This window comes from Sphingomonas prati (genome assembly GCF_014643515.1).
Classification (GTDB): Bacteria; Pseudomonadota; Alphaproteobacteria; order Sphingomonadales; family Sphingomonadaceae; genus Sphingomonas_R; species Sphingomonas_R prati.
In genome coordinates this window covers 1,483,249-1,504,100 of sequence record NZ_BMJP01000001.1, presented here as the reverse complement: position 1 = coordinate 1,504,100, position 20,852 = coordinate 1,483,249, and the positions used below count along the sequence as shown (strand labels likewise).

The window sequence follows — 20,852 nt, the reverse complement described above, 5'->3', positions numbered from 1 at the left end:
GCACGCATGAACCATTTCGAACTGCGCGGCGGCGTGATGCATGTCGAGGACGTGTCGCTGCCCGTGCTGGCCGCCGCGGTCGGGACGCCGGTCTATGTCTATTCCACCGCGACGATCCTGCGCCATATCGCGGTGCTGCGCGAGGGGCTGCGTCAGGCGGAGAGCGGCCCGGACGGCCCGTGGATCGCGTTCGCGGTGAAGGCGAACCCCAATCGCGCGGTCCTGGCAACGATGGCGCGGGCGGGCCTCGGTGCCGACGTGGTGTCGGCGGGCGAGATGCTGCGCGCGCTGGCGGCGGGCATTCCGGCGGACCGGATCGTGTTTTCCGGCGTGGGCAAGACCGCGGACGAGATGGCGCTGGCGCTGACCCACGGGGTCGGCCAGTTCAACGTGGAAAGCGAACCCGAGGCGGCGACGCTGTCCGCGGTCGCGACGCGGCTGGGGATGACGGCGCGGGTCGCGTACCGGATCAACCCGGATGTCGATGCGGGCACGCATGCCAAGATTTCGACGGGCAAGTCGGACAACAAGTTCGGCATCCCCTACGACACCGCAGTCGCGGCCTATGCGCGGGCGGCGGCGTTGCCGGGCATCCGCGTGCAGGGCGTGGCGGTGCATATCGGCAGCCAGCTGACCGACCTGAAGCCGCTGGAGGCGGCGTTCGAGCGGGTCGGCGGGCTGATCGGCGAGCTGCGCGCGGCGGGGCATGTGATCGTGACGGCGGACCTGGGCGGTGGGCTCGGCGTGCCGTACGATCCGTCTCATCCCGCGCCGCCGAGCCCGGGTGACTATGGCGCGATGGTGGCGCGGGTAACGCGCGGCTGGAACGTGCGGCTGATGTTCGAGCCCGGGCGGCTGATCGTCGGCAATGCCGGCATCCTGTTGTCGACCGTGGTGCGGGTGAAGGAGGGGTCGACGAGCCCCTGGGTGATCCTGGACGCGGCGATGAACGACCTGTTGCGTCCCAGCCTGTACGATGCGTGGCACGATATCCGCGCGGTCGCCCCGGCGGGGGAACGGTTCGTCGCCAACGTGGTCGGGCCGGTGTGCGAAAGCGGCGATACCTTCGCGACCGCGCGGCCCATGGACTCGGTGGTGGAAGGCGACCTGGTCGCATTCATGACCGCCGGGGCCTACGGTGCGACCATGGCGAGCACGTACAACAGCCGCGCGCTGACGCCCGAAGTCCTGGTCGACGGCGCGGAGTGGGCGGTGGTCCGCGCGCGCCCGCCGATCGAAACGCTCATCGCGGCCGACACGCTGCCGCCCTGGTTGGAGGAACAAGCATGACCCAAGTCCGCACCGCCGTCTTCCCCGTCGCCGGCCTCGGCACGCGGTTCCTGCCCGCAACCAAGGCGGTGCCAAAGGAGATGCTGCCCGTCGTCGACAAGCCGCTGATCCAATATGCGGTGGACGAGGCGCTGGCCGCCGGGATCGAGACGATGGTGTTCGTCACCGGCCGCGGCAAGAACGCGATCGAGGACTATTTCGACATCGCGTTCGAGCTTGAGACGACGCTGCACGCGCGCGCCAAGCATGCGATCCTGGAATCGCTGGAAGGCACGCGGCTGGCCCCCGGCAACGTGGCGTTCGTGCGGCAGCAGGAGCCGCTCGGCCTGGGCCATGCGGTGTGGTGCGCGCGGCATTTCATAGAGAACCAGCCATTCGCCGTGCTGCTCGCCGACGAACTGCTATGGAACCCGGGCAATCCCTGCCTGAAGCAGATGGCGGAGACGCAGGACGCCAAGGGCGGCAACGTGATCGCCGTGCTGGAGGTGCCGCAGGCCCATACCAGCCGCTACGGCATCGTGTCGCCCGGCGTGGTCGAGGGTGACGTGACCGAAGTGCTGGGACTGGTCGAAAAGCCGAAGCCCGAGGACGCGCCGTCGCGGCTGGCGGCGATCGGGCGCTACATCCTGCAGCCCGAGGTCATGGAGCTGCTCGGCGCGCAGGAAGCGGGTGCCGGCGGCGAGATCCAGCTGACCGACGCGATGGCCAAGCTGATCGGCGTTCAGCCGTTCCACGCCCAGACCTTTGTCGGCCAGCGCCACGACTGCGGCGACAAGGCCGGTTTCATCCAGGCCAACATCGCACTGGCGCTGGAGAATGCGGAGATCGGCGACACGGTGCGCGAGTATCTGCGGGGGCTGTAACGGCCACGGTCGACCGTCGCGAGGCGCCGGGCCGCTGGTCGGCCGGCGCTAGCGCGTGAAGAGGAAGCCGACGACGAAGACGAAGACGGCCCCCTCCAATATTCCGACCGAAACGATGCCGGCCGCGCGGAGACGGCCGATGGCCAGGACCTTGGCGAACCAGCGGGCCTCGACCGCCCAGTAGTTGACGATGCCGAGCAGCAACAGGATGTGCCCGGCGCTGCGGACGTGCGGTTGCCCGTCCATGCCGAGGCTGGTGCCAACGCTGACGGCGAGGGCGAAGACAGCCGCAGGGTAGCATTGTTCGTAGAATGGCAGCCGCAGCGAGCCGCGGTCGAGGGCGATCCCGCTGCGTCGCACCAGTCGTGCCGCGAGGAAGAGCGGGAACGACGCGAAGACGATAACGCGCAGGACGAGCGCGCTGCCATTGTCGCTGACCAGCCCGGCCAGGCCGTGGTGGTTCGCGATGATCTCGTCCGTCTGGCCGAGGACCGTCGCGACGCTGTGCGCGAGCAGGAGGGCGAGGGCGAGGAACAGCGGGGGGCTCAGCAGGGCGGCATATTGCTGATCGTCGGGGAGTGCTGCCTCACGGTCGATCTGTTCCATGACGTCGATGGGCTTGAGGACTGCTCGCCAAAGGGTGAGCGGGAAGAACAGCAGCCAGCTCATCACTTCGTAGAGAAGTTCGTCGAGCGAGTTCAGCCACTTCATGAAGTCCATGCGGCATCATGCGAGATACATCGAACAGGTGCAACTGCGGATCGATATACGACTAAGGTCGATACCATCGGATGGGGAATGATGGTTACGGTCGTAATATCATTGAACTGTAATAGTTGTGCTGTTCGTGGTTAGCGGCAGTTGGTAGCAGACGAAGCGATGGACGGTTCGGTTCGATCGGCATATGTTTCCTGCTCAGCCGATTTTGGGATCAGTATTGGAACGGGGACCTTTGCAATGCGCTGCTCGAGAATGGTGACGGTCGTGACCGCTTCGATCCTGGGGACGGCCGTGCCGACCGGCGCGTTCGGGCAGGCGACCGGTCTGGAAGACATGGTGGGCGCGGGCCGGACAGGCGGAGGGGGAACTGCAGCGTCGCGGTTATGTGAATACAGGCGGCTCAAAAGGTGACGATCGCAGCTACACCAACTGGTGGAGTGCCGCGCGGGGCCGATGTGTGACGATCGCGACGATGAACGGGCGGTACGATTCGATCACGCCGACCAGCCCACCCGATTGCCGGAAACCGGCGAATGCCCGCCCGGTGACCGACTATTCGGATCGCCCCGCCTATCGTCCCGACCGACCGTCAGCCGCGCGCGACGACGATCAGCCGGTGGTGGATGGCCAACCGGTGAGCCTCGGTCTCGTCTGTTTCGGTGACGGGAGTCGCGACGGGATCGCCAGCGGTACGTCGTGGACGTGGAACAGCCGGCGCGATCGGTATGAATATGGGCGGTACAACGAGACGCGGAAGGAACAGTTCGACGCGTCGCTGACGGTGCAGACATGGGACGGCGGCGGGCGCATCCGACTGCCCAAGTCGCTGGTGCCGCCGCTGAACTCACGCGGGAGCGACGGGTGGTGGGATCTGTCGGACGTCGTGGTGGAGCCCGATACGATCCGAGCGACGTACCGGCTCAACGGTTTGAATAAGCCCAAGGTGGTGATCGACCGCCGCACGGGGCGGATCACCGTCAAAGGCTTCTCCGACTACGGGTTCCGCGGGACGTGCGACACGATCGGGCATGAGCCACGCCGGTTCTGACTTCACCCGCCCCGGTAGCTGTCCAGCTCGATGCCGTGGCGCGCGACCTTGTCGTAGAAGGTCTTGCGGGGGATGCCGAGCATGGTGAGCGCGGTGCGGACGTCGCCGGCGGTCTGTTCGAGGGTGGTGCGGAGGATGGCGGCTTCGAACCGTTCGACGCGTTCGGGGAGGGTGGCGTCGGGGGTGGCGGCCTCGGGGGCGGGGGCGTCGACGCCGAGCACAACGCGTTGGGCGAAGTTGCGCAGTTCGCGGACGTTGCCGGGCCAGTCATGGTCGGCGAGCCGCGCCTGGACCGCGGCGTCGATGCGCGGCACGTCGCGAGCGAAGCGGGTGGCGGCGAGCGTGAGGAGGTGGCCGAACAGCAGCGGCACGTCCGCGCGGCGTTCGCGTAGAGGTGGCACGCGCAGACGGACGGCGTCGAGCCGGTAGAGCAGGTCGGCCCGGAACCGGCCGTCGGCGACCGCGACCGCCAGATCCTCCTTGGCCGCCGCGACGATGCGCAGGTCGAGCGTGCGGGGGGCCTCCGCGCCGATCGCCATGACCTCGCGCTCCTCGATCACGCGGAGGAGCTTGCCCTGCACGCCGGGGGTCATACTTTCGATCTCGTCGAGGAAGAGCGTGCCGTGGTCGGACGCCTCGATCCGCCCGACGCGCGCGAGCCGCCCGCTGCCGCCATAGACGTTTCCGAACAGCTCGCCCTCCGCGATCCCGTCCGGCAATGCGGCGCAGTTGACGGCCACGAACGGCCGGGCGCGGCGCGCGCTGCCGCGGTGGAGGAGGGTCGCGACCATTTCCTTGCCGGTGCCGGTTTCACCCTCGATCAGGATGTCGACCTCCGCCTGCGCGACCTGGACGATGGTGTCGCGCAGCCGGACCATGACGGCGGTTTCGCCGATCAGCGCGTCGCCGCCGGCCGCCTGCTCCGCGGCGGCGCGCAGGGCCCGGTTGTCGAGCACGAGGCGGCGGGTGGCCATGGCGCGGCGCGCGCTGGCGATCAGGCGGTCGGCGGCGAACGGCTTCGTCACGAAATCATGCGCGCCGTCCTTGAGCGCGGCGACCGCCATCGCGACGTCGCCGTGGCCGGTCATGAGGATGACGGGGATCTCCGCATCGATCGCGGCGATGCGGCGGAACAGCTCGGTCCCCTCCATGCCCGGCATGCGCACGTCGCTGACCACGATGCCGGGGAAGGCGGGGTCGATGCGGGCGAGGGCGGCGGCGGGGCGGTGTTCGGCGATGACGTCGATGCCGGCGAGTTCGAACGCCTGCGCCAGTGCGCCGCGCAGGCCGTCGTCATCGTCGACCAGCAGGACCTGCATGTCGTTCTCCATCAGGTGGCGACCCGGACGAGCGTGGCGCGGAACGCCGCGCCGCCGAGCGGGGAGGCGACCGGTTCGAGCGTGCCGCCGAATTCGGTCATGATATCGCGCGCGATGCCGAGACCGAGGCCGAGGCCGTCCGCGCGGCCGGTGATGAACGGTTCGAACAGCGTGTCGAGCAGGTCGGGCGCGATGCCGGGGCCGTTGTCGGCGATCAGGATGGCGACGCAGTCGTCCTGTGCCACGATCGACAGGCGGACGCGCGCGTCGGGGCGGCCGGTGACCGCCTCCAGCGCGTTCTGGAGCAGGTTGACCAGCACCTGTTCCAGCCGGACGCGGCCCGCGCGGACGGTGGGGAGCGGGCCGGCGGGCAGCACACGTTCGAGCAGGACGCCGGCGGCGCGGAACCGGTCGCCGATCAGCAGGTGCGTGCCGTCGAGGACGTCGGCGATGGCGACGGGGCCGACCTCGCGCGTGCCGCGCCGGGCGTAGCGGCGCAGTTCGGCGGTGATCGTGCCGATCCGCGCGGTCAGATCGACGATCGCGGACAGGTTGCCGCGTGCGCGGTCGGTGTCGTCGCGGTCGAGCAGAGTCGCGGCGTTTTCGGCATAGGTGCGGATCGTGGCGACGGGCTGGTTGATCTCGTGCGCCACGCCAGCGGTGATGGTGCCGATCGAACCGAGCCGATTGGCCTGCGCCAGTTCCTCGCGCGCGGCGCGGAAGCGGCGGTCGGCGCGTTCGCGTTCGGCGACTTCGATACGGAGCTGGTCGTTCGCGTCGGACAGCTCGATTGTGCGGCGCGCGACCTCCGCCTTCAGCTGTTCGGCGGAAGCACGCGTGCGGGCGGCGCGGGCGGCGCGCCAGGCCCAGGCGGCGGCGAGTGCGGCGAGCAGCACCGCGAGGACGAAGGTGGCGGACCGGACCCGCGCGTCGGCGGCGCGGAGTGCGGGGGCGAGGCCGACGACGTGGAGCAGCCGCCAGCCGGGCAGGTCGACCGCGACGGTACCGACGACGATCGGCTGACCGCGGCGGTCGTGCCCGCCGGTGCCTGCGATGGCGAAGGGGGCGGGCGGGAGCGTCTTGTCGCCGAACTGGAGCGAGGTGCGGATCGCGGCACGTTCGGCCGCGGACAGTGGCGCGGTGGTGGTGAAGCGGAGCGCGGGGTCGCTGGCGATCAGCACGATGCCCCTGTGATCGACGACCAGCGTGGTGCCGCCCGCCGCGGCCCAACTGCGGGCGATGCCCTGGAACTCCACCTTCACCACCACGACGCCGATCACGCGCGGGCCGTCCATGATGCGGCGCGCGAGGAACAGCCCGGCGCGGCCGCTGACGTTGCCGAGCGCGAAATACTCCGCGTGGCCGGTGCGGATCGCCTGCACGAAATAGGGGCGGAAGCCGTAGGTGCGCGCGACGAAGCTGTCCGGGCGGCCGGCGTTGGAGGCGGCGACGGTGAAGCCGGCCGGGTCGATCGCGTAGATCGCCGAGGCGCCGGTGCGCGCGGCGAGCAGCGCGAGCTTGCCGTCGAGCCGGCGGGCGGCGGGCGAGGCATCCGAACGTGTCTTCATCGCGGCGCGGACGTCGGGATATTCATCGAGCACGAGCGGGAGCAGCCGGAACTTCTGAAGCTCGCTTTCGAGCAGGCGGGCGTGGGTGCGGGCGGCGCGCATCGATTCGGCGGCCTGTGCCGCGACCGCCGCGCGGCGTGCGACGGCGCCGAACCCGACCGCAAAGGCGAGCAGCACGAGCAGCAGCAGGGCGGGGAGGATCAGTCGCCGGGATACGAGGGCAAGGCGCGGCATCTGCGCCGAATACCGCACAAATGCCGTCTTGCCCATGCGTAACTCCGCACGGGTCCGCAGAGTCCTGGCGGGGTTGGTACTCGTAAGCCGTTCAGAACAAACGATAACCATTTGGTCAGGATTTGATCTCGGCATCGTGCGGAAAAGGGGGCATTGTCGGCCTCAAGGTCGAAGGACGCTCATTCGAGGCGTCCCTGAAGAGGATGGACGAGGTCGATGATCGCACAGGATTATGCCGTAGCCGAGGCGCCGAAGCGCGGACGGGTATGGAACCAGCTTTATTTCCAGGTGGTCGTGGCGATCGTGCTCGGCGCGCTGCTCGGGCATTTCTACCCCGCACTGGGCGAGGCGCTGAAGCCGCTGGGTGACGGGTTCATCAAACTCGTGAAGATGATCATTTCGCCGGTCATCTTCCTGACCGTCGTGACCGGCATCGCCGGCATGCGCGAACTGGGTTCGGTCGGCCGCGTGGCGGGCAAGGCGTTCGCCTATTTCCTGTTCTTCTCCACGCTGGCGCTGATCGTCGGCCTGGTGGTCGCCAATATGGTGCAGCCGGGCGCGGGGATGAACATCGATGTCGCCTCGCTCGATACCGGTGCGATCCAGGATTATGCGGTCAAGGCGCACGAGACGACGATCACCGGCTTCCTGCTGTCGATCATCCCCACGACGCTGGTCAGCGCGTTCGTGGACGGCAACATCCTGCAGATCCTGTTCATCGCGATCCTGTTCGGCATCGCGCTGTCGCTGGTGGGCGAGCCCGCCAAGCCCATCCAGACCGCGCTCGAGAAGCTCGGCCTGATCGTGTTCCGGCTGGTCGGCATCCTGATGCGGGCCGCGCCGATCGGTGCGTTCGGCGCGATCGCGTTCACGATCGGCAAGTACGGCATCGAGAGCCTCAAGAATCTCGGGATGCTGGTCGCGACCTTCTACGTCACCTCCGCGCTGTTCGTGTTCGTGGTGCTGGGTGCGGTCTGCTGGCTGAACGGTTTCTCAATCTTCAAGCTGGTCCGTTACCTGAAGGCCGAGCTGCTGCTGGTGCTCGGCACGTCGTCGTCCGAGGCGGCGCTGCCCAACCTGATCACCAAGATGCAGGCCGCGGGCTGCGAAAAGTCGGTCGTCGGGCTGGTCGTGCCGACCGGGTATTCGTTCAACCTGGACGGGACGAACATCTACATGACGCTGGCCGCCTTGTTCATCGCGCAGGCGTGCAACGTGGACCTGACGCTGGGGCAGGAGCTGTCGCTGCTCGCCGTTGCCATGATCTCGTCCAAGGGTGCCGCGGGCGTTACCGGCGCCGGGTTCATCACGTTGGCCGCGACGCTGTCGATCGTGCCGACCGTGCCGCTGGCCGGCATGGCGCTGATCCTGGGTGTCGACCGGTTCATGTCCGAATGCCGTTCGCTGACCAATTTCATCGGGAACGCGGTGGCCACGGTGGTCGTCGCGCGGTGGGAGAATGCGCTCGACAAGGATGCACTGCACGCAGCACTCGACGGGCGCCCGATGCCCATGCCGGTCGAGACGGCGGCACCGTTGCCGACCGCCGCACGCGCCTGAGTTTTACCGGGCGGCGCCGTGTCGCCGCCCCTGTTACTGGAGTGTCCCGATGATCCGACCGCTATCGCGGACGGCGCTGCTTGCGCTCGTTCCGGCAATGACCATCGCCGCCCCCGCCATGGCGCAAGACGAGCGACGCCCGATCCAGGCCCCCAAGGCACCGGCAACGCCGATCGCCGACAGCTATCCCGCAGGGGCCGCCGGCGACGGTGCGACGACCAACGGGTATAACCTGTCGCGCTGGGCCGAGGACTGGCGCGGGAACAAGGACCCGAAGAAGCGCAACGATATCTTCGACGAACTGAAATATGTCGAGATCGCCAACGACGGCGATGTCTACGCGACGTTCAGCGGCGAGTTGCGGCTGCGGCTGAACCTGACCACCAACCCCAATCTGGCGAAGGGCGAGGCGCAGCGCCAGGACATCAACCGGATCGTCGGCGGCGTCGACCTGCATCTCGGGCCGAACTTTCGGGTTTACGGCGAGCTGGCCCACGGCGGGATCGACGGGCAGAATCTGGGCACGCCGGCGACGAACCTGCGCAACGACCTGGCGGTGCAGCAGCTGTTCGCCGAAGCGAGCGGCGACATCGGCGGCGGGATCGAGGGTGGCGTGCGCGTCGGCCGGCAGGAGTTCACCGACGGATCGAACCTGCTGACGTCGGCCCGCGACAACAACACGCTTCGGTTCGTGCTGAACGGCGTGCGGGCGTTCGCGCGGGGCAAGCGCCTGCGCGCGGACGTGTTCGACTTCACCTACACCGCGTACGGCAGCCAGGGGCTGGGCGACGATCCGCGCGACAAGGATCGGCGCTTCTCCGGTGGCGTGGTCGGCTATGCCGTGCCGACCGACCTGTTCGGCAAGTCCAAGCTGTATGTCGATCCGTTCGTGTACCGGCTGCGGTCGCGGGCGCAGGTTTGGGGGACCACGACGGCGCGCGAGGAGCGGATGTTCGCGGGCGTGCGGGCGTGGGGCGATGTCGGTCCGGTGACGATCGACTGGACCGTGAACCACCAGTTCGGCAATTATGACGGCCGCGACATCGACGCGTGGCAGGCGTTCGTCGCGCAGACCTACAAGCTCGGCACCTCGGCCACCGCGCCGCGGATCGGCGTCCACATGGACTATGGTTCGGGCGGCGGATCGTTCGGCACGGGCAAGCTGAAGACGGCGAGCGGGCTGTTCGGCAACAACATCTATTTCAGCTACGGCCTGTTCCTGACGCCGACGAACTTCATGGGCGTGGCGCCCAACTTCACGTTTAATCCGGTGAAGTCGGTGCGCGTGACGACCGAATATCAGTTCGCATGGCGGCCGAGCGAGACCGATGCGGTGTACCGCGCGAGCGGTGCCGCCTTTGCCCGGACGCAGAACGTCGCCGGGCATGAGATCGGCCAGGTCGCCCGGTTGCAAGCGGTGTGGACGATCACGCCGCGGCTGGCGCTGACCGGGCGGCTGGAGCATCTGAACGCCGGCAACGCGTTCACGCGGGCGGGATATCATGACAGCATGTTCGGCGCGGGCTGGATCAGTTTCCGCTTCTGACGCCGGCAGAGAAGGGGAGCGCCGATCGCGACCGCCGGCTTTGCGTCGCAGCGGCGGATGCGGCAGACGATCGAATACAGGGAGAATGACATGACGGCCACCGACATGGGCCACGCGCCCCCCAGTCGCGGGATGCGATTGAAGTCGATCATTGGCGGATCGACCGGCAACCTGGTCGAATGGTACGACTGGTACGTCTATTCGGCGTTCACGCTGTATTTCGCACCGCACTTCTTTCCGAAGGGCGACCGGACGGCGCAGCTGCTGAGCGCGGCCGCGATCTTTGCGGTCGGGTTCCTGATGCGGCCGATCGGTGCGTGGATCATGGGCGTCTATGCCGACCGCAAGGGGCGCAAGGCCGGCCTGACGCTGTCGGTTACGTTGATGTGCGCGGGGTCGCTGCTGATCGCGGTGACGCCGGGTTATGAGACGATCGGGGTCATGGCGCCGACGCTGCTGGTGATCGCGCGGCTGATGCAGGGCCTGTCGGTGGGCGGCGAATATGGTGCGAGTGCGACCTACCTGTCCGAGATGGCGGGCAAGGACCGGCGCGGTTTCTTCTCCAGTTTCCAGTATGTGACGCTGATTTCCGGGCAGCTGCTCGCGATCTGCGTGCTGCTGATCCTGCAGTCGACGATGGCGGAAGCCGACCTGGACGCCTGGGGCTGGCGCATTCCGTTCGCGATCGGCGGCGTGCTGGCGGTCGTGGTGTTCTACCTGCGCCGCGGGCTGGCCGAGACGCAGAGCTTCACCAAGGCGAAGACGGAGGGTGCGCCCAAGTCCGGGTTCCTGGAGCTGATCACCAAGCATCCGCGCGAGACCGCGACCGTGATGCTGCTGACTGCCGGCGGTACGCTCGCCTTCTACGCATACTCGATCTACATGCAGAAGTTCCTGGTCAACACGTCGGGGTTCAGCCGCGAGATCGCGTCGCAGATCAATGCGGCGACGCTGTTCGTATTCATGCTGATCCAGCCGCTGGCCGGCGCGCTGTCGGACAAGATCGGGCGCAAGCCGTTGATGATCGGGTTCGGCGTTGCTGGCGTGCTGGCGACCTATCCGATCTTCACCGCGCTGGAGACGACGCGCGATCCGGTGGTGGCGGGCCTGCTGGTAATGGGCGCGCTGATCATCGTCACGGGCTACACCTCGATCAACGCGGTGGTGAAGGCGGAGCTGTTCCCCGCGCATATCCGCGCGCTGGGCGTGGCATTGCCCTATGCGCTGGCCAACACGATCTTCGGCGGGACGGCGGAATATGTCGCGCTGTCGTTCAAGGATTATGGCTGGGAGCGGGGGTTCTACTGGTACGTCACCGGGATGATCGCCATCTCGCTGGTGGTGTATATCCGGATGCGTGACACGTCGAAGAACAGCCAGATCATGGAGGATTGATCGGTATCAAGCGGGGGCGCGTTGGACCCCGTGGCCGTCCCGAGGTGTTGACCGACCGAACCAACACCGAAAGGACGGCCGAGCTATGGCGATCTTCAACAAAGACATGATCGAGCAGGCGACCAAAAACACGCTGTACCAGAAGGAAGTGTATCTGGATGACAACATCCAGATTGTGATGATGAGCATCGAGCCGGGCGACGACATCGGCGCCGAGACGCACGAAGCCGATCAGACGACGTTCTTCGTCAGCGGCGAGGGCCAGGCCGTGCTCGACGGCAGCAAGACCAAGGTGACCGCGAACCACGTCGTGGTGATCCCGCAGGGTGTCGAGCACAACATCATCAACAAGGGCGACGAACCGCTGAAGCTGTTCACCGTCTATGCGCCGCCGGCCGAAGAGCCGGGGATCAGCCACAAGACCAAGGCCGAGGCGGATGCCGCCGAGGAAGCCGAAGAGGATTGATCTGCGCGTCGCTGGCTAGCGGCGAGTGAGTGAGAAGCGGCGGCATCCCGAGAGGGGTGCCGCCGCTTTTGTTTGGGGTTGGGAGCTGTTGGCTTCTCGGCTTCGCTCGAAGGGGGATCGCCGAAGCGACCCTCAGCGCCGTTCGGTTCGAGCCTGTCGAGAACTCAGCGCAGAGTTCTCGACAGGCTCGAACCGAACGGGTTTGAAGGGGGGTTTACTCCCCCTCCCGCCTCAGTCGCCGTCGGTCAGGGCGGAGACGGCGGCGAAGAGTTCGGACTGGCGGAAGGGCTTGGCGAGGCGGGGAAGGTCGGGGTCGAGGCTTTCGACCTCGGCATAGCCCGACACGATCAAAACGGGCACGTGCGGCCAGCGGGTGCGGACGGTGCGGGCGAGCGCGACGCCGGTCATGCCGGGCATCAGGTGATCGGTGACGACCAGATCGATCGGGCGGCCGGCGGAGAGCAGGGCGAGGCCCTCCTCCGCCGATGCGGCTTCGGTGACCTTGTAGCCCAGGTCCGCGAGCATGTCGGCGGTGCTGAGCCGAACGAAATCCTCGTCGTCGATGACCAGTGCGTTGCCCGTCGCGGTAGCACCGCGGCCGGCGACCGACGAGGGAGCGGCGATCGATTCCGCGCTGATCGGCAGCCAGAGTTCGATCTGCGTGCCGAGCCCGCGCCGGCTGACGATCGTCAGCGCGCCGCCGAGCTGCGCGGCCAGGCCATGGACCATCGACAGGCCGAGGCCAGTGCCCTTGCCAATCCCCTTGGTCGAGAAAAACGGCTCGATCGCGCGGGCGATCGTCGCCTCGTCCATGCCGGTGCCGGTGTCGGACACGGACAGCCGGACATAGTCGGCGGGCGGCAGGCCGGAGCGGTGGCCGGGACCGACCGCCTCGGATGTGGCGGCGATGGTGAGCGTGCCGCCGTCGGGCATCGCATCGCGCGCATTCACGGCGAGGTTCAAGATCGCCATTTCGACCTGGTTCGCGTCCGCGGTCGCAGCGGGCACGTCGGGCGCGACGTCGACGACCAGCCGGACCTGCGGGCCGGACGTGCTGGTGATGAGGTCGACCATGCCGTCGATCAGTTCGCCGAGGTCGATCGCCGCCGTCTTGAGCGGCTGGCGGCGCGCGAACGCGAGCAACCGCTGGACCAATGTCTGCGCGCGTTCGGCGGACTGCATCGCGCCGGCGATCAGGCGTTGCTGGCGCGCCGTACCGAAGCCGTGGCGTTGCAGCATGTCGAGCCCGCCGATGATCGGGGTGAGCAGATTGTTGAAATCATGCGCGACGCCACCGGTCAACTGGCCCATCGCCTCCAGCTTCTGCGACTGGCGGAGCGCGTCCTGCGCCTGTTCCAGTTCGGCCTGGCGCGCCTTGTCGCGCGTGACGTCGCGGGCGATGCAGTAATAGAGCCCGTCTTCCGGCACGACCGTCCACGACAGCCAGCGATAGCCACCGTCGCGGTGACGCTGGCGATTTTCGTAGCCGGCGAGCGGCTTGTCCTCGCCCAGTTCGACCAGCGCGCGGCGGGCGTCGGCCACGTCGTCTGGGTGGATCAGATCGAACGCGCTACGCCCGACGAGTTCGCGTTCGGTCCAGCCTAGCAGCAGTTCCCAGGCGGGGTTAACCGCCTCGAACAACCCTTCCGCATCGATGACGCAGAGCAGGTCGGGCGTGACGACCCAGGTCCGACCGCGCTGGCGAGCGCGATCGATGACGCGCCGTTCCAGATCGATGTTGAGCGCGCGGAGATTGGCCTCGCTTTCCCGCAGCGCCGCCTCTGCCGCGCGACGGGCGGTGACATTGACGAAGGTGCATACCGCGCCTTCGATCCGGCCGTCGCGCACGATGGGGTGCGCGCGATATTCGACGGGCATTGCCGTGCCGTCGATCCGGAAGAACAGTTCGTCCGGCACTTGGGCGGGTTGCCCGTCGCGCGCGCAGCGGAGGATCGGGCATTCGCTGGACGGATAGGGGGATCCATCGGCATGACTGTGGTGGATGACGTCGTGCAGGCTGTGACCAATGACGGCATCCTCGGACGCGAAGCCGAGCATCGACAGGAACGCCGGGTTGCACAGGGTGGTGCGCCCCTCGGTATCGACGGCGTAGAATCCCTCCGCCGTGGAATCGAGCAGGAGGCGGACATAGGCTTCGCTGTCGCGCAGTGCCTGTTCCGCCTCGCGCCGTTCGTCGATGTCAATGACCGAGCCGACGAAGCCGAGCCAGGCGCCGTCCGCGTCGAACCGCGGGGCGGCGGCGTCGATGGCGTAGCGATATTGGCCGTCCGCCCGGCGGAGGCGATATTCCACGCGGAACGGCGTGCGCGCCGCGTTCGCCTCCATAAATGTGCGTTCGGCCTCCGCGCGATCGTCCGGATGGGTCGCGTCGAGCCAGCCGAAGCCAAGCGCCTGGTCCTCCGTCTGTCCGGTGTAGTCGTACCACAGCCGGTTGAGGTAGGTGCAGCGGCCGTCGGCATCGGTCACCCACATCATGACGGGCGAATGATCCGCCATGTTGCGGAATCGGGCGTCGGCCTCCGTCTGGGTCCGCAACGCGCGGCGCAGATCGATCAGGCGCATGACCTGGCGCGCGAGCCGTTCGAGCGCGCGGATCTGGAGCGGTTCGAGCGTGCGGGGGCGGTAGTCGAGGACGCAGATCGTGCCGATGATATGCCCGTCGGCGGTGCGCAGCGGCATGCCCGCGTAGAAGCGCAGGCCCATCTGCGTCACCAGCGCATTGTCGATGAAGCGCGGGTCGTCGAGCATGTCGGGGACGATCAGCAGGTCGTCGGCGGCGATCGCATGGATGCAGAAGGAGTCGCCCGCGGCGGTTTCGCGGACCTCGAAGCCGACCGTGGCCTTGAACCATTGTCGCTCCCGCTCGACGAAGCTGACCAGCGCGATGGGCGTGTCGCAGATGTCGGCGGCAAGTGCGGCGAGATCGTCGAAGTCGCGTTCCGGCGGCGTGTCGAGGATACCGCAGGCGAGCAACGCGTCCACCCGTGGGCCATCGTCGGGGCGCGGCGCGTGCCACCAGGGTGTTTGGCCGGCCTCGACCTGGGCACTGTCCGTCATTCAGACCCGTTCCTGCTAACCCTGTATCAGCGTGGACCCGTCCCATGCCGATTGATCGGGATTAAGTCCAGTCCGGACAACCCGGCTTTGAAACCACTCGCCGAGACGGTACGTTCCCTCAATGCCGACTCCTTCTAGAGGGGTCCCGTTCAGGAGAATGCGATGCCGGCCGTCCGTCTGGAAACCAAGCGCGTGGAGAAGCCGTGGGGGCGTGAAACCCTTTGGGCCGGGTTCGATCCGGTCGAGCCGGGCGGAGCGAAGGTCGGCGAGATCTGGTTCCAGCACCCCGACGGGCGCGATACCGACCTGCTCGTGAAATATTTGTTCACGAGCCAGAAGCTGTCGATCCAGGTGCATCCGGACGATGCGCAGGCGCAGGCGCGTGGTTATCCGCGTGGCAAGAGCGAGGCCTGGGTGATCCTGGCGGCGGAGCCCGACGCGACGATCGCGATCGGCACGAAGGAGCCGATGACCGCGGACGAACTGCGCGCGGCGTCGCTCGACGGGTCGATCGACGACGACATGGTGTGGCACAAGGTGAAGAAGGACGACTTCTATTACTCGGCCGCCGGCACCGTGCACGCCATCGGGCCCGGCCTGACGCTGGTCGAGGTGCAGCAGAATGTCGACCTGACGTACCGGCTGTACGATTATGGCAGCGATCGCGAACTGCATCTGGACGACGGCGTCGCGGTGTCGGACGCGGTGCCGTACGTGCCGCCCTACACTCCTGCGCCGATCACGGACGGGCGGATCATGATGGCGGACAGCCCGAAATTCGTGCTGGAGCGCTGGTCGCTGACGGGCGAAGGCACGTTGCGCAGCGACGGGCGGCCGATCTGGTTGGTGCCGCTGGCGGGCGACGGCACGATCGACGGCGAACCGTTCCTGGCCGGTGGCGTGTGGATGGCGGACGGCGACACCAAGCTGACGCTGGGTGCCGGGACGGACCTGCTGGTGCTGTACACCGGGCCGGGCGCGAACCCGACCATCTGGGGCTGAGGCCTCAAGCGGCGGGGGCGATGTGCCTCCGCCGCCGACTTATTCGGGCGCAGGTGGGGGCAAACCCTGCGTCGACACGGAACAGGGACAGCATGACATGGCATCGGGACTGGTAGCCCTGCTGGACGATATCGCCGGCATCACGAAGCTGGCGGCGGCGTCGCTCGACGATATCGGCGCGGCGGCGGGCAAGGCCGGGACCAAGGCGGCCGGCGTGGTGGTGGACGATGCCGCGGTGACGCCCAACTATGTCGTGGGGTTCAGCCCGGACCGCGAGCTGCCGATCATCGCGCGGATCGCGAAGGGGTCGCTGCGCAACAAGCTGATCTTCATCCTGCCGGTCGCGTTGGCGCTGAGCGCGTTCGCGCCTTGGGCGCTCAACCCGCTGCTGATGCTGGGCGGCACTTACCTCTGCTTCGAAGGGGCGGAGAAACTGCTCGAGGCGTTCGGCGGCGGGCATGATCATGCGGCCGAGGCGGAAGCGACACTCGATAGCAAGGCGCTTGAGGAACAGAAGGTCGGCGGGGCGATCCGTACCGACTTCATCCTGTCGGCGGAGATCATGGTGATCGCGCTGAACGAGGTGGCGTCGGGGACGATCTGGAACCAGGCGATCGTGCTGGCGGTGGTCGGCGTGCTGATCACCGTCGCGGTGTACGGCGCGGTCGCGCTGATCGTGAAGATGGACGATATCGGGCTGTATCTGTCGCGCAAGCCGTCGTCCGGCATGGCGATGTTCGGGCGGGGCCTGGTGAAGGGCATGCCGATCCTGATGAAGGCGCTCAGCATCATCGGTACGGCGGCGATGCTGTGGGTCGGTGGTGGCATCCTGCTGCACGGGCTGGAGGGGTTCGGCGTCACGGCCCCGGCGCATCTGGTGCATGACTGGGCTGTCGCGGCGGGGTCTGCGATGCCGGCGGTCGGTGGTGCGGTGGAGTGGATCGTGTCCGCGGCCGCGGCAGGTGTGCTGGGTGTGGTCGTGGGCGGTGTGGTCGTCGCGGTGGTGCACCGGTTCAAGCACTGACTTTCCCGAAGGTTCAGTCCTTGCCGAGGATCGTGCGGGCTTTCCCGATCGCGCGGTAGGCAGCGGACTTGGCGTGGTTCTGTGCGGGGAAGCGGGCGGGCATGGCAGGGTCGATGCCGGTGCGGCGCAGGATGGCGTTCAGGCCGTGCGCGCTCGCCTCGCGGTAGCTCCATTCCGATCGCCAGGTGATCGAGAAGGAGATCGAGGTGGCGGGACCGTTGCGGACGAAATGCGGCGCCTTGACCGGCACGTGGACGGCCTGGCCGGGTTCGAGTTCGACCGCGACGCCCTTGGCCAGAAAGGCGTCCTGCCACGGCAGGTTGCGGTGGCCGCCCATGTGGAAGGTTTCGTGCTGGAGCGGGCCGGCGATGGTCGGGTCGTCCGCGGGGAAGACGGTCATCGTCTTGGTGCCGCGAAGTTGCAGCAGGATATTGTGTTCGGGATCGAAGTGGAACGGCGTCATCGAGCCGGGCGACGAGACGAAAATGAAACCCTCCATTTTCAACATCGGGCCGGTGGTGGGGTCCACGACAGGGCGCAGTTCGTGGAGCGTCTCCTCCAGGATCGCCCTGTAGACGGGATCGCGCTCAACGAATTTCAGGACCATCCAGGATCCGTTGTCCTCGATCGATCGGATCGTGGCGGCGATGTCGAGCCCGTTTGCGACGTCCGCCTTCGGATCGACGCCGACGGGCAGGTCGCCGCGATTATACTCCACTTGCGCCGGATCGAGCCGGGTCGCCAGATCGACCAGCGCATCAAGCGCGAAGGCAGGGTGGCCGGCCAGGCTGTGATCGATACGGCCGGGACGCTCGGGATAGAGCGTCTTGAAATCCGCGAGGGCGGCGGGCGCGAAGACGGGCTCAATCGGCATGGGACGGCTCCGGTGAGGATCGGCGGACGCGGGCGGCGAGCCGTTCGGCGAGGCGGGAGAGCGTGAAGGTCAGCCCGCGGCGCGGGCCGGCGAGCGGCACGGTGAGGCGGACCAAAGTACGGCGTTCGCCCCACAGGCTGTTGATCATCGAATGGTTTTCGACGGCGCAGCTGTCCATCCAGGCGATGTCGGTGTGATCCAGAATGTCGAGATTGGCGATCTGGATCAGGACGCCGGGGGAGAAGCGCGCATAGGCCTCGTCGAACGCGATCTTGAACGAGAAGCTGCCGGGCGCGGTGAGGAAGTTGACGAGCATCGCAACGGGCGCGCCGTCGAGGTCGATCCGCAGCAGGTCGAGCCGGCCCGCTTCGTGCGCGCCCCGGAGTGCGGCGCGGAAGAAGGCGGCGGTTTCGGGGCGGCTTGCGAGGGCGGAACCGGCGGTACCCTTCCAGCCCGAGGCCTCCAGCGTCAGGAACGCGTCGGTCCAGGCGTCGAGATCGTCGCCGACCGCGAAGTGGCGCGTGGCGACGGTGCCGGCTTCGGCGAGTCGCTGTTCGAGGCGCTTGATCTCCTTGCGCTTCTTCTTGCGGACGGTGTGCTCGTAATAGGCCGCGGGGCCGAGCGTCGACTGAAGCAGCGCGCGGTCGTGGCGGTGGACGATGTCGCAGGGCCGCCCGCGCGTCGCCGCCGCGGCGACCAGCCCGCGGTGGACCGGGCCGTCCGCGGGGATGGCGGTCAGGTGGAACAGGCCGCGTGCCCAGCGCGCTTCGTCGAGCTGATCGAGGATCGCGCCCCAGAACAGCGCTTCAAGTCCGGCGCGGACGAGCGGCGTGCCGAGGAAGCTGTGATAGTGGAGCGCGTTCTGAACGTGTGCGACGGGCAGCCGGCCATAGTGCCGTGCGATGCAGACCGGCAGCAGGCCGATCAGGACGCGCCCCTGCCGCACGACGAGCAGCCGGATGTCGTTCGCGCCGGGGAGATGCGCCGATGCCGCCGCGAACCACGGTTCGGCGAAGGCGTTAGGTTCCGCGGCATGTGGCACGAGCGCCGCCCAGTCGGCCATCAGCGCGGACATCTGCGCCGCATCGACCGCGCGCACGCACACCGCGACCGCAGGGGCGACGGGCGGCGCGGCGTGGATGCGGTCGAGGTGCATGGTGACTTTCGGGAAGGGACGAATCGTGACGTAGGTTAGCGCGGAAGCGTTACCAGCGTCTTTGCGTTCCATTGTTTGGTCCCCGGTGATCCGTACAAAAGAGCGGTCTTCACCGTTCATGCACCCGAACCGGTGAAACATGCGTAATGAGCGGGATGGTGCCGGAAGAGCGAATCACGGATGCGGGCGAACCCGCGGGCTTTGCCAAGCGGGTGATGACGGCCGTGCTGTGGCGGTCGGGCAGTCAGTTCGCGGCGCAGATGGTGATGTGGACCGCGACGTTCTTCGTCATCCGGTTGCTGCAGCCGTCCGATTACGGGCTGTTCGCGATGACGCAGAGCATCCTGGTGCTGTTGAACCTGCTATGCGGATACGGGTTCGCCAGTTCGCTGATCCAGGCCAAGGAGATCGACGACCGCAAGGTGCGGCAGGTGTTCGGCCTGCTGATCATGCTGAATGGATCGATCGCGCTGGCGCAGGTGCTGCTGGCGCCGCTCGCCGCCGCGTATTTCCGGCAGCCGATGGTGACGCACATGCTGCGCGTACAGGCGCTGATCTACATCTCGACCCCGTTCATCGCGTTGCCGTCCGCATTGCTGGCGCGGCGGATGGATTTCCGGCGGGAGGCGCAGGTCAATTTCGCCGGCGCGATCGCGGGGGCGCTGACTGCGCTGACCTGTGCGTTGGCGGGGGCGGGGGTGTGGACGCTGGTGATGGCGCCGATCGCGCTGTTCTGGACCCGGGCGATCGGCATGACGATCGCGGCGCGCGCGCTGGTGTGGCCGAGTTTCCGGTTCGCCGGGATGGGCGGCACCTGGATGTTCGGCGGCGCGATGATCCTGAGCCAGTTCCTGTGGTTCGTGCAGACCCAGGCCGACGTCGCGATCGGCGGGCGCGCGCTCGCGCCGCATGAACTGGGGCTTTACACGACCGCGCTGTTCCTTTCGCAGATCGTGACGTCCAAGTTCATCCCGCCGCTGAACGACGTTGCCTTTTCCGCTTATGCGCGAATTCAGAACGACCGGGCTGCGGTGGCGTACGGGTTCGGCAAAGCGGCGCGGATCGTCATGCTGATCGCGGCGCCGTTCTGCCTGGGGCTGGCGGCGACGGCCGAGCCGCTCATCCTGACGGTGCTGGGCGAGAAGTGGGCGGAGGCGGTGCCGCTGGTGCGGATCGTGGCGCTGGCGATGCCGGCGCTGGCGATGCAGATCCTGTTCTCGCCGGCCGCGACCGCGCTGGGGCAGCCGGGCGTGCAGGTGCGGGTGAGCGCGTGCGGCGCGGTGATCATGCCGGTGGCGTTCATCGTCGGAATCCATGCGATCGGCGGCGGGATCGGGCTGGCGAGTGCCTGGGCGTGGGGGACGCCGCTGCTGATGCTGGCGACCGCATGGCTGGCGATGCCGGTGATCGGGGTGACCGCGAAGGCGATGGTTCGTGCGGCGTTGCCGGGGCTGGGATCGGGGATCGTGATGGCGCTGGCGGTGCTGGGCGTGGACCAGCTGATCGACATGCGGAGCCCGGCTCTGCGGCTGGCGGTGCTCGTTGTGGTTGGGGGTGCGGTGTATTGCGGGCTGGTGATGACCTTTGCGCGCACAACGGTGCTGGAGGCGATGCGGCTGTTGCTGCGGCGGTAACCCGAGCAATTCGTGCCCCGGCGAAGGCCGGGGCCTCGGTGGGGCTTTGCAGCAGCGGCTTCCTCAACGCTTCGA

General features: G+C 67.7%; 16 protein-coding genes. 10 read left to right on the top strand and 6 right to left on the bottom strand.

Going from position 1 to position 20,852, the window contains the following annotated elements; all coding sequences use genetic code 11:
- Positions 1-6 precede the first annotated feature (6 nt).
- Both lysA and galU read left to right on the top strand, forming a co-directional pair.
- On the top strand, positions 7-1,290 hold the full coding sequence (lysA, locus tag IEX50_RS06885; protein WP_157175044.1) for a diaminopimelate decarboxylase: 1,284 nt from the start codon (positions 7-9) through the stop codon (positions 1,288-1,290).
- Positions 1,287-2,153: a UTP--glucose-1-phosphate uridylyltransferase GalU gene (gene galU / locus IEX50_RS06880; RefSeq protein ID WP_157175045.1), complete on the top strand. Its 867-nt coding sequence runs from the start codon at positions 1,287-1,289 to the stop codon at positions 2,151-2,153. The genes lysA and galU overlap by 4 nt, the downstream gene beginning before the upstream one ends.
- A 48-nt stretch (positions 2,154-2,201) precedes the next feature.
- Here galU and IEX50_RS06875 read toward each other — a convergent pair whose 3' ends face one another.
- Complete coding sequence (locus IEX50_RS06875) at positions 2,202-2,873, bottom strand: hypothetical protein (protein ID WP_157175046.1); 672 nt, start codon at positions 2,871-2,873, stop codon at positions 2,202-2,204.
- A gap of 457 nt (positions 2,874-3,330) precedes the next feature.
- Between IEX50_RS06875 and IEX50_RS06870 the strand changes: the two genes are divergently transcribed.
- Entirely contained in the window at positions 3,331-3,921 is a 591-nt protein-coding gene (locus IEX50_RS06870) for a hypothetical protein (protein WP_229673706.1), read from the top strand.
- A gap of 2 nt (positions 3,922-3,923) precedes the next feature.
- Here IEX50_RS06870 and IEX50_RS06865 read toward each other — a convergent pair whose 3' ends face one another.
- A complete protein-coding gene (locus IEX50_RS06865; RefSeq protein WP_229673704.1) occupies positions 3,924-5,240 on the bottom strand; it encodes a sigma-54-dependent transcriptional regulator in 1,317 nt (438 codons plus the stop codon).
- 11 nt (positions 5,241-5,251) lie between these two features.
- On the bottom strand, positions 5,252-7,078 hold the full coding sequence (locus tag IEX50_RS06860; protein ID WP_198350605.1) for a sensor histidine kinase: 1,827 nt from the start codon (positions 7,076-7,078) through the stop codon (positions 5,252-5,254).
- A gap of 180 nt (positions 7,079-7,258) precedes the next feature.
- Here IEX50_RS06860 and IEX50_RS06855 point away from each other — a divergent pair, with 180 nt between their 5' ends.
- From IEX50_RS06855 to IEX50_RS06840, 4 genes are all read left to right on the top strand, one after another.
- Positions 7,259-8,602, top strand: a complete 1,344-nt coding sequence (locus IEX50_RS06855) for a dicarboxylate/amino acid:cation symporter (protein ID WP_157175048.1) — start codon at positions 7,259-7,261, stop codon at positions 8,600-8,602.
- 49 nt (positions 8,603-8,651) lie between these two features.
- Entirely contained in the window at positions 8,652-10,148 is a 1,497-nt protein-coding gene (locus IEX50_RS06850) for an alginate export family protein (protein WP_157175049.1), read from the top strand.
- Between the two features lie 90 nt (positions 10,149-10,238).
- On the top strand, positions 10,239-11,543 hold the full coding sequence (locus IEX50_RS06845; protein WP_157175050.1) for an MFS transporter: 1,305 nt from the start codon (positions 10,239-10,241) through the stop codon (positions 11,541-11,543).
- Positions 11,544-11,628: 85 nt separating this feature from the next.
- Positions 11,629-12,009 (top strand): cupin domain-containing protein, encoded by a 381-nt coding sequence (locus IEX50_RS06840; protein ID WP_157175051.1) that lies wholly within the window; start codon positions 11,629-11,631, stop codon positions 12,007-12,009.
- A 231-nt stretch (positions 12,010-12,240) separates the two neighbouring features.
- Here IEX50_RS06840 and IEX50_RS06835 read toward each other — a convergent pair whose 3' ends face one another.
- Positions 12,241-15,087, bottom strand: a complete 2,847-nt coding sequence (locus IEX50_RS06835) for a PAS domain S-box protein (protein ID WP_157175052.1) — start codon at positions 15,085-15,087, stop codon at positions 12,241-12,243.
- A gap of 162 nt (positions 15,088-15,249) precedes the next feature.
- Here IEX50_RS06835 and IEX50_RS06830 point away from each other — a divergent pair, with 162 nt between their 5' ends.
- Together IEX50_RS06830 and IEX50_RS06825 are read left to right on the top strand one after the other, a co-directional pair.
- Entirely contained in the window at positions 15,250-16,089 is an 840-nt protein-coding gene (locus IEX50_RS06830; protein ID WP_157175053.1) for a class I mannose-6-phosphate isomerase, read from the top strand.
- Positions 16,090-16,186: 97 nt separating this feature from the next.
- Positions 16,187-17,113, top strand: coding sequence for a DUF808 domain-containing protein (locus IEX50_RS06825; RefSeq protein WP_157175054.1), 927 nt, complete (start codon positions 16,187-16,189; stop codon positions 17,111-17,113).
- A gap of 13 nt (positions 17,114-17,126) precedes the next feature.
- On the opposite strand, the gene IEX50_RS06820 is transcribed toward IEX50_RS06825, so the two are convergent.
- Together IEX50_RS06820 and IEX50_RS06815 are read right to left on the bottom strand one after the other, a co-directional pair.
- On the bottom strand, positions 17,127-17,987 hold the full coding sequence (locus IEX50_RS06820) for a transcriptional regulator (protein WP_157175055.1): 861 nt from the start codon (positions 17,985-17,987) through the stop codon (positions 17,127-17,129).
- Complete coding sequence (locus IEX50_RS06815) at positions 17,977-19,143, bottom strand: GNAT family N-acetyltransferase (RefSeq protein WP_229673702.1); 1,167 nt, start codon at positions 19,141-19,143, stop codon at positions 17,977-17,979. Before IEX50_RS06815 ends, IEX50_RS06820 begins: the two co-directional genes overlap by 11 nt.
- A gap of 155 nt (positions 19,144-19,298) precedes the next feature.
- Between IEX50_RS06815 and IEX50_RS06810 the strand changes: the two genes are divergently transcribed.
- Positions 19,299-20,777, top strand: coding sequence for a lipopolysaccharide biosynthesis protein (locus IEX50_RS06810; protein WP_157175830.1), 1,479 nt, complete (start codon positions 19,299-19,301; stop codon positions 20,775-20,777).
- Positions 20,778-20,852 lie beyond the last annotated feature (75 nt).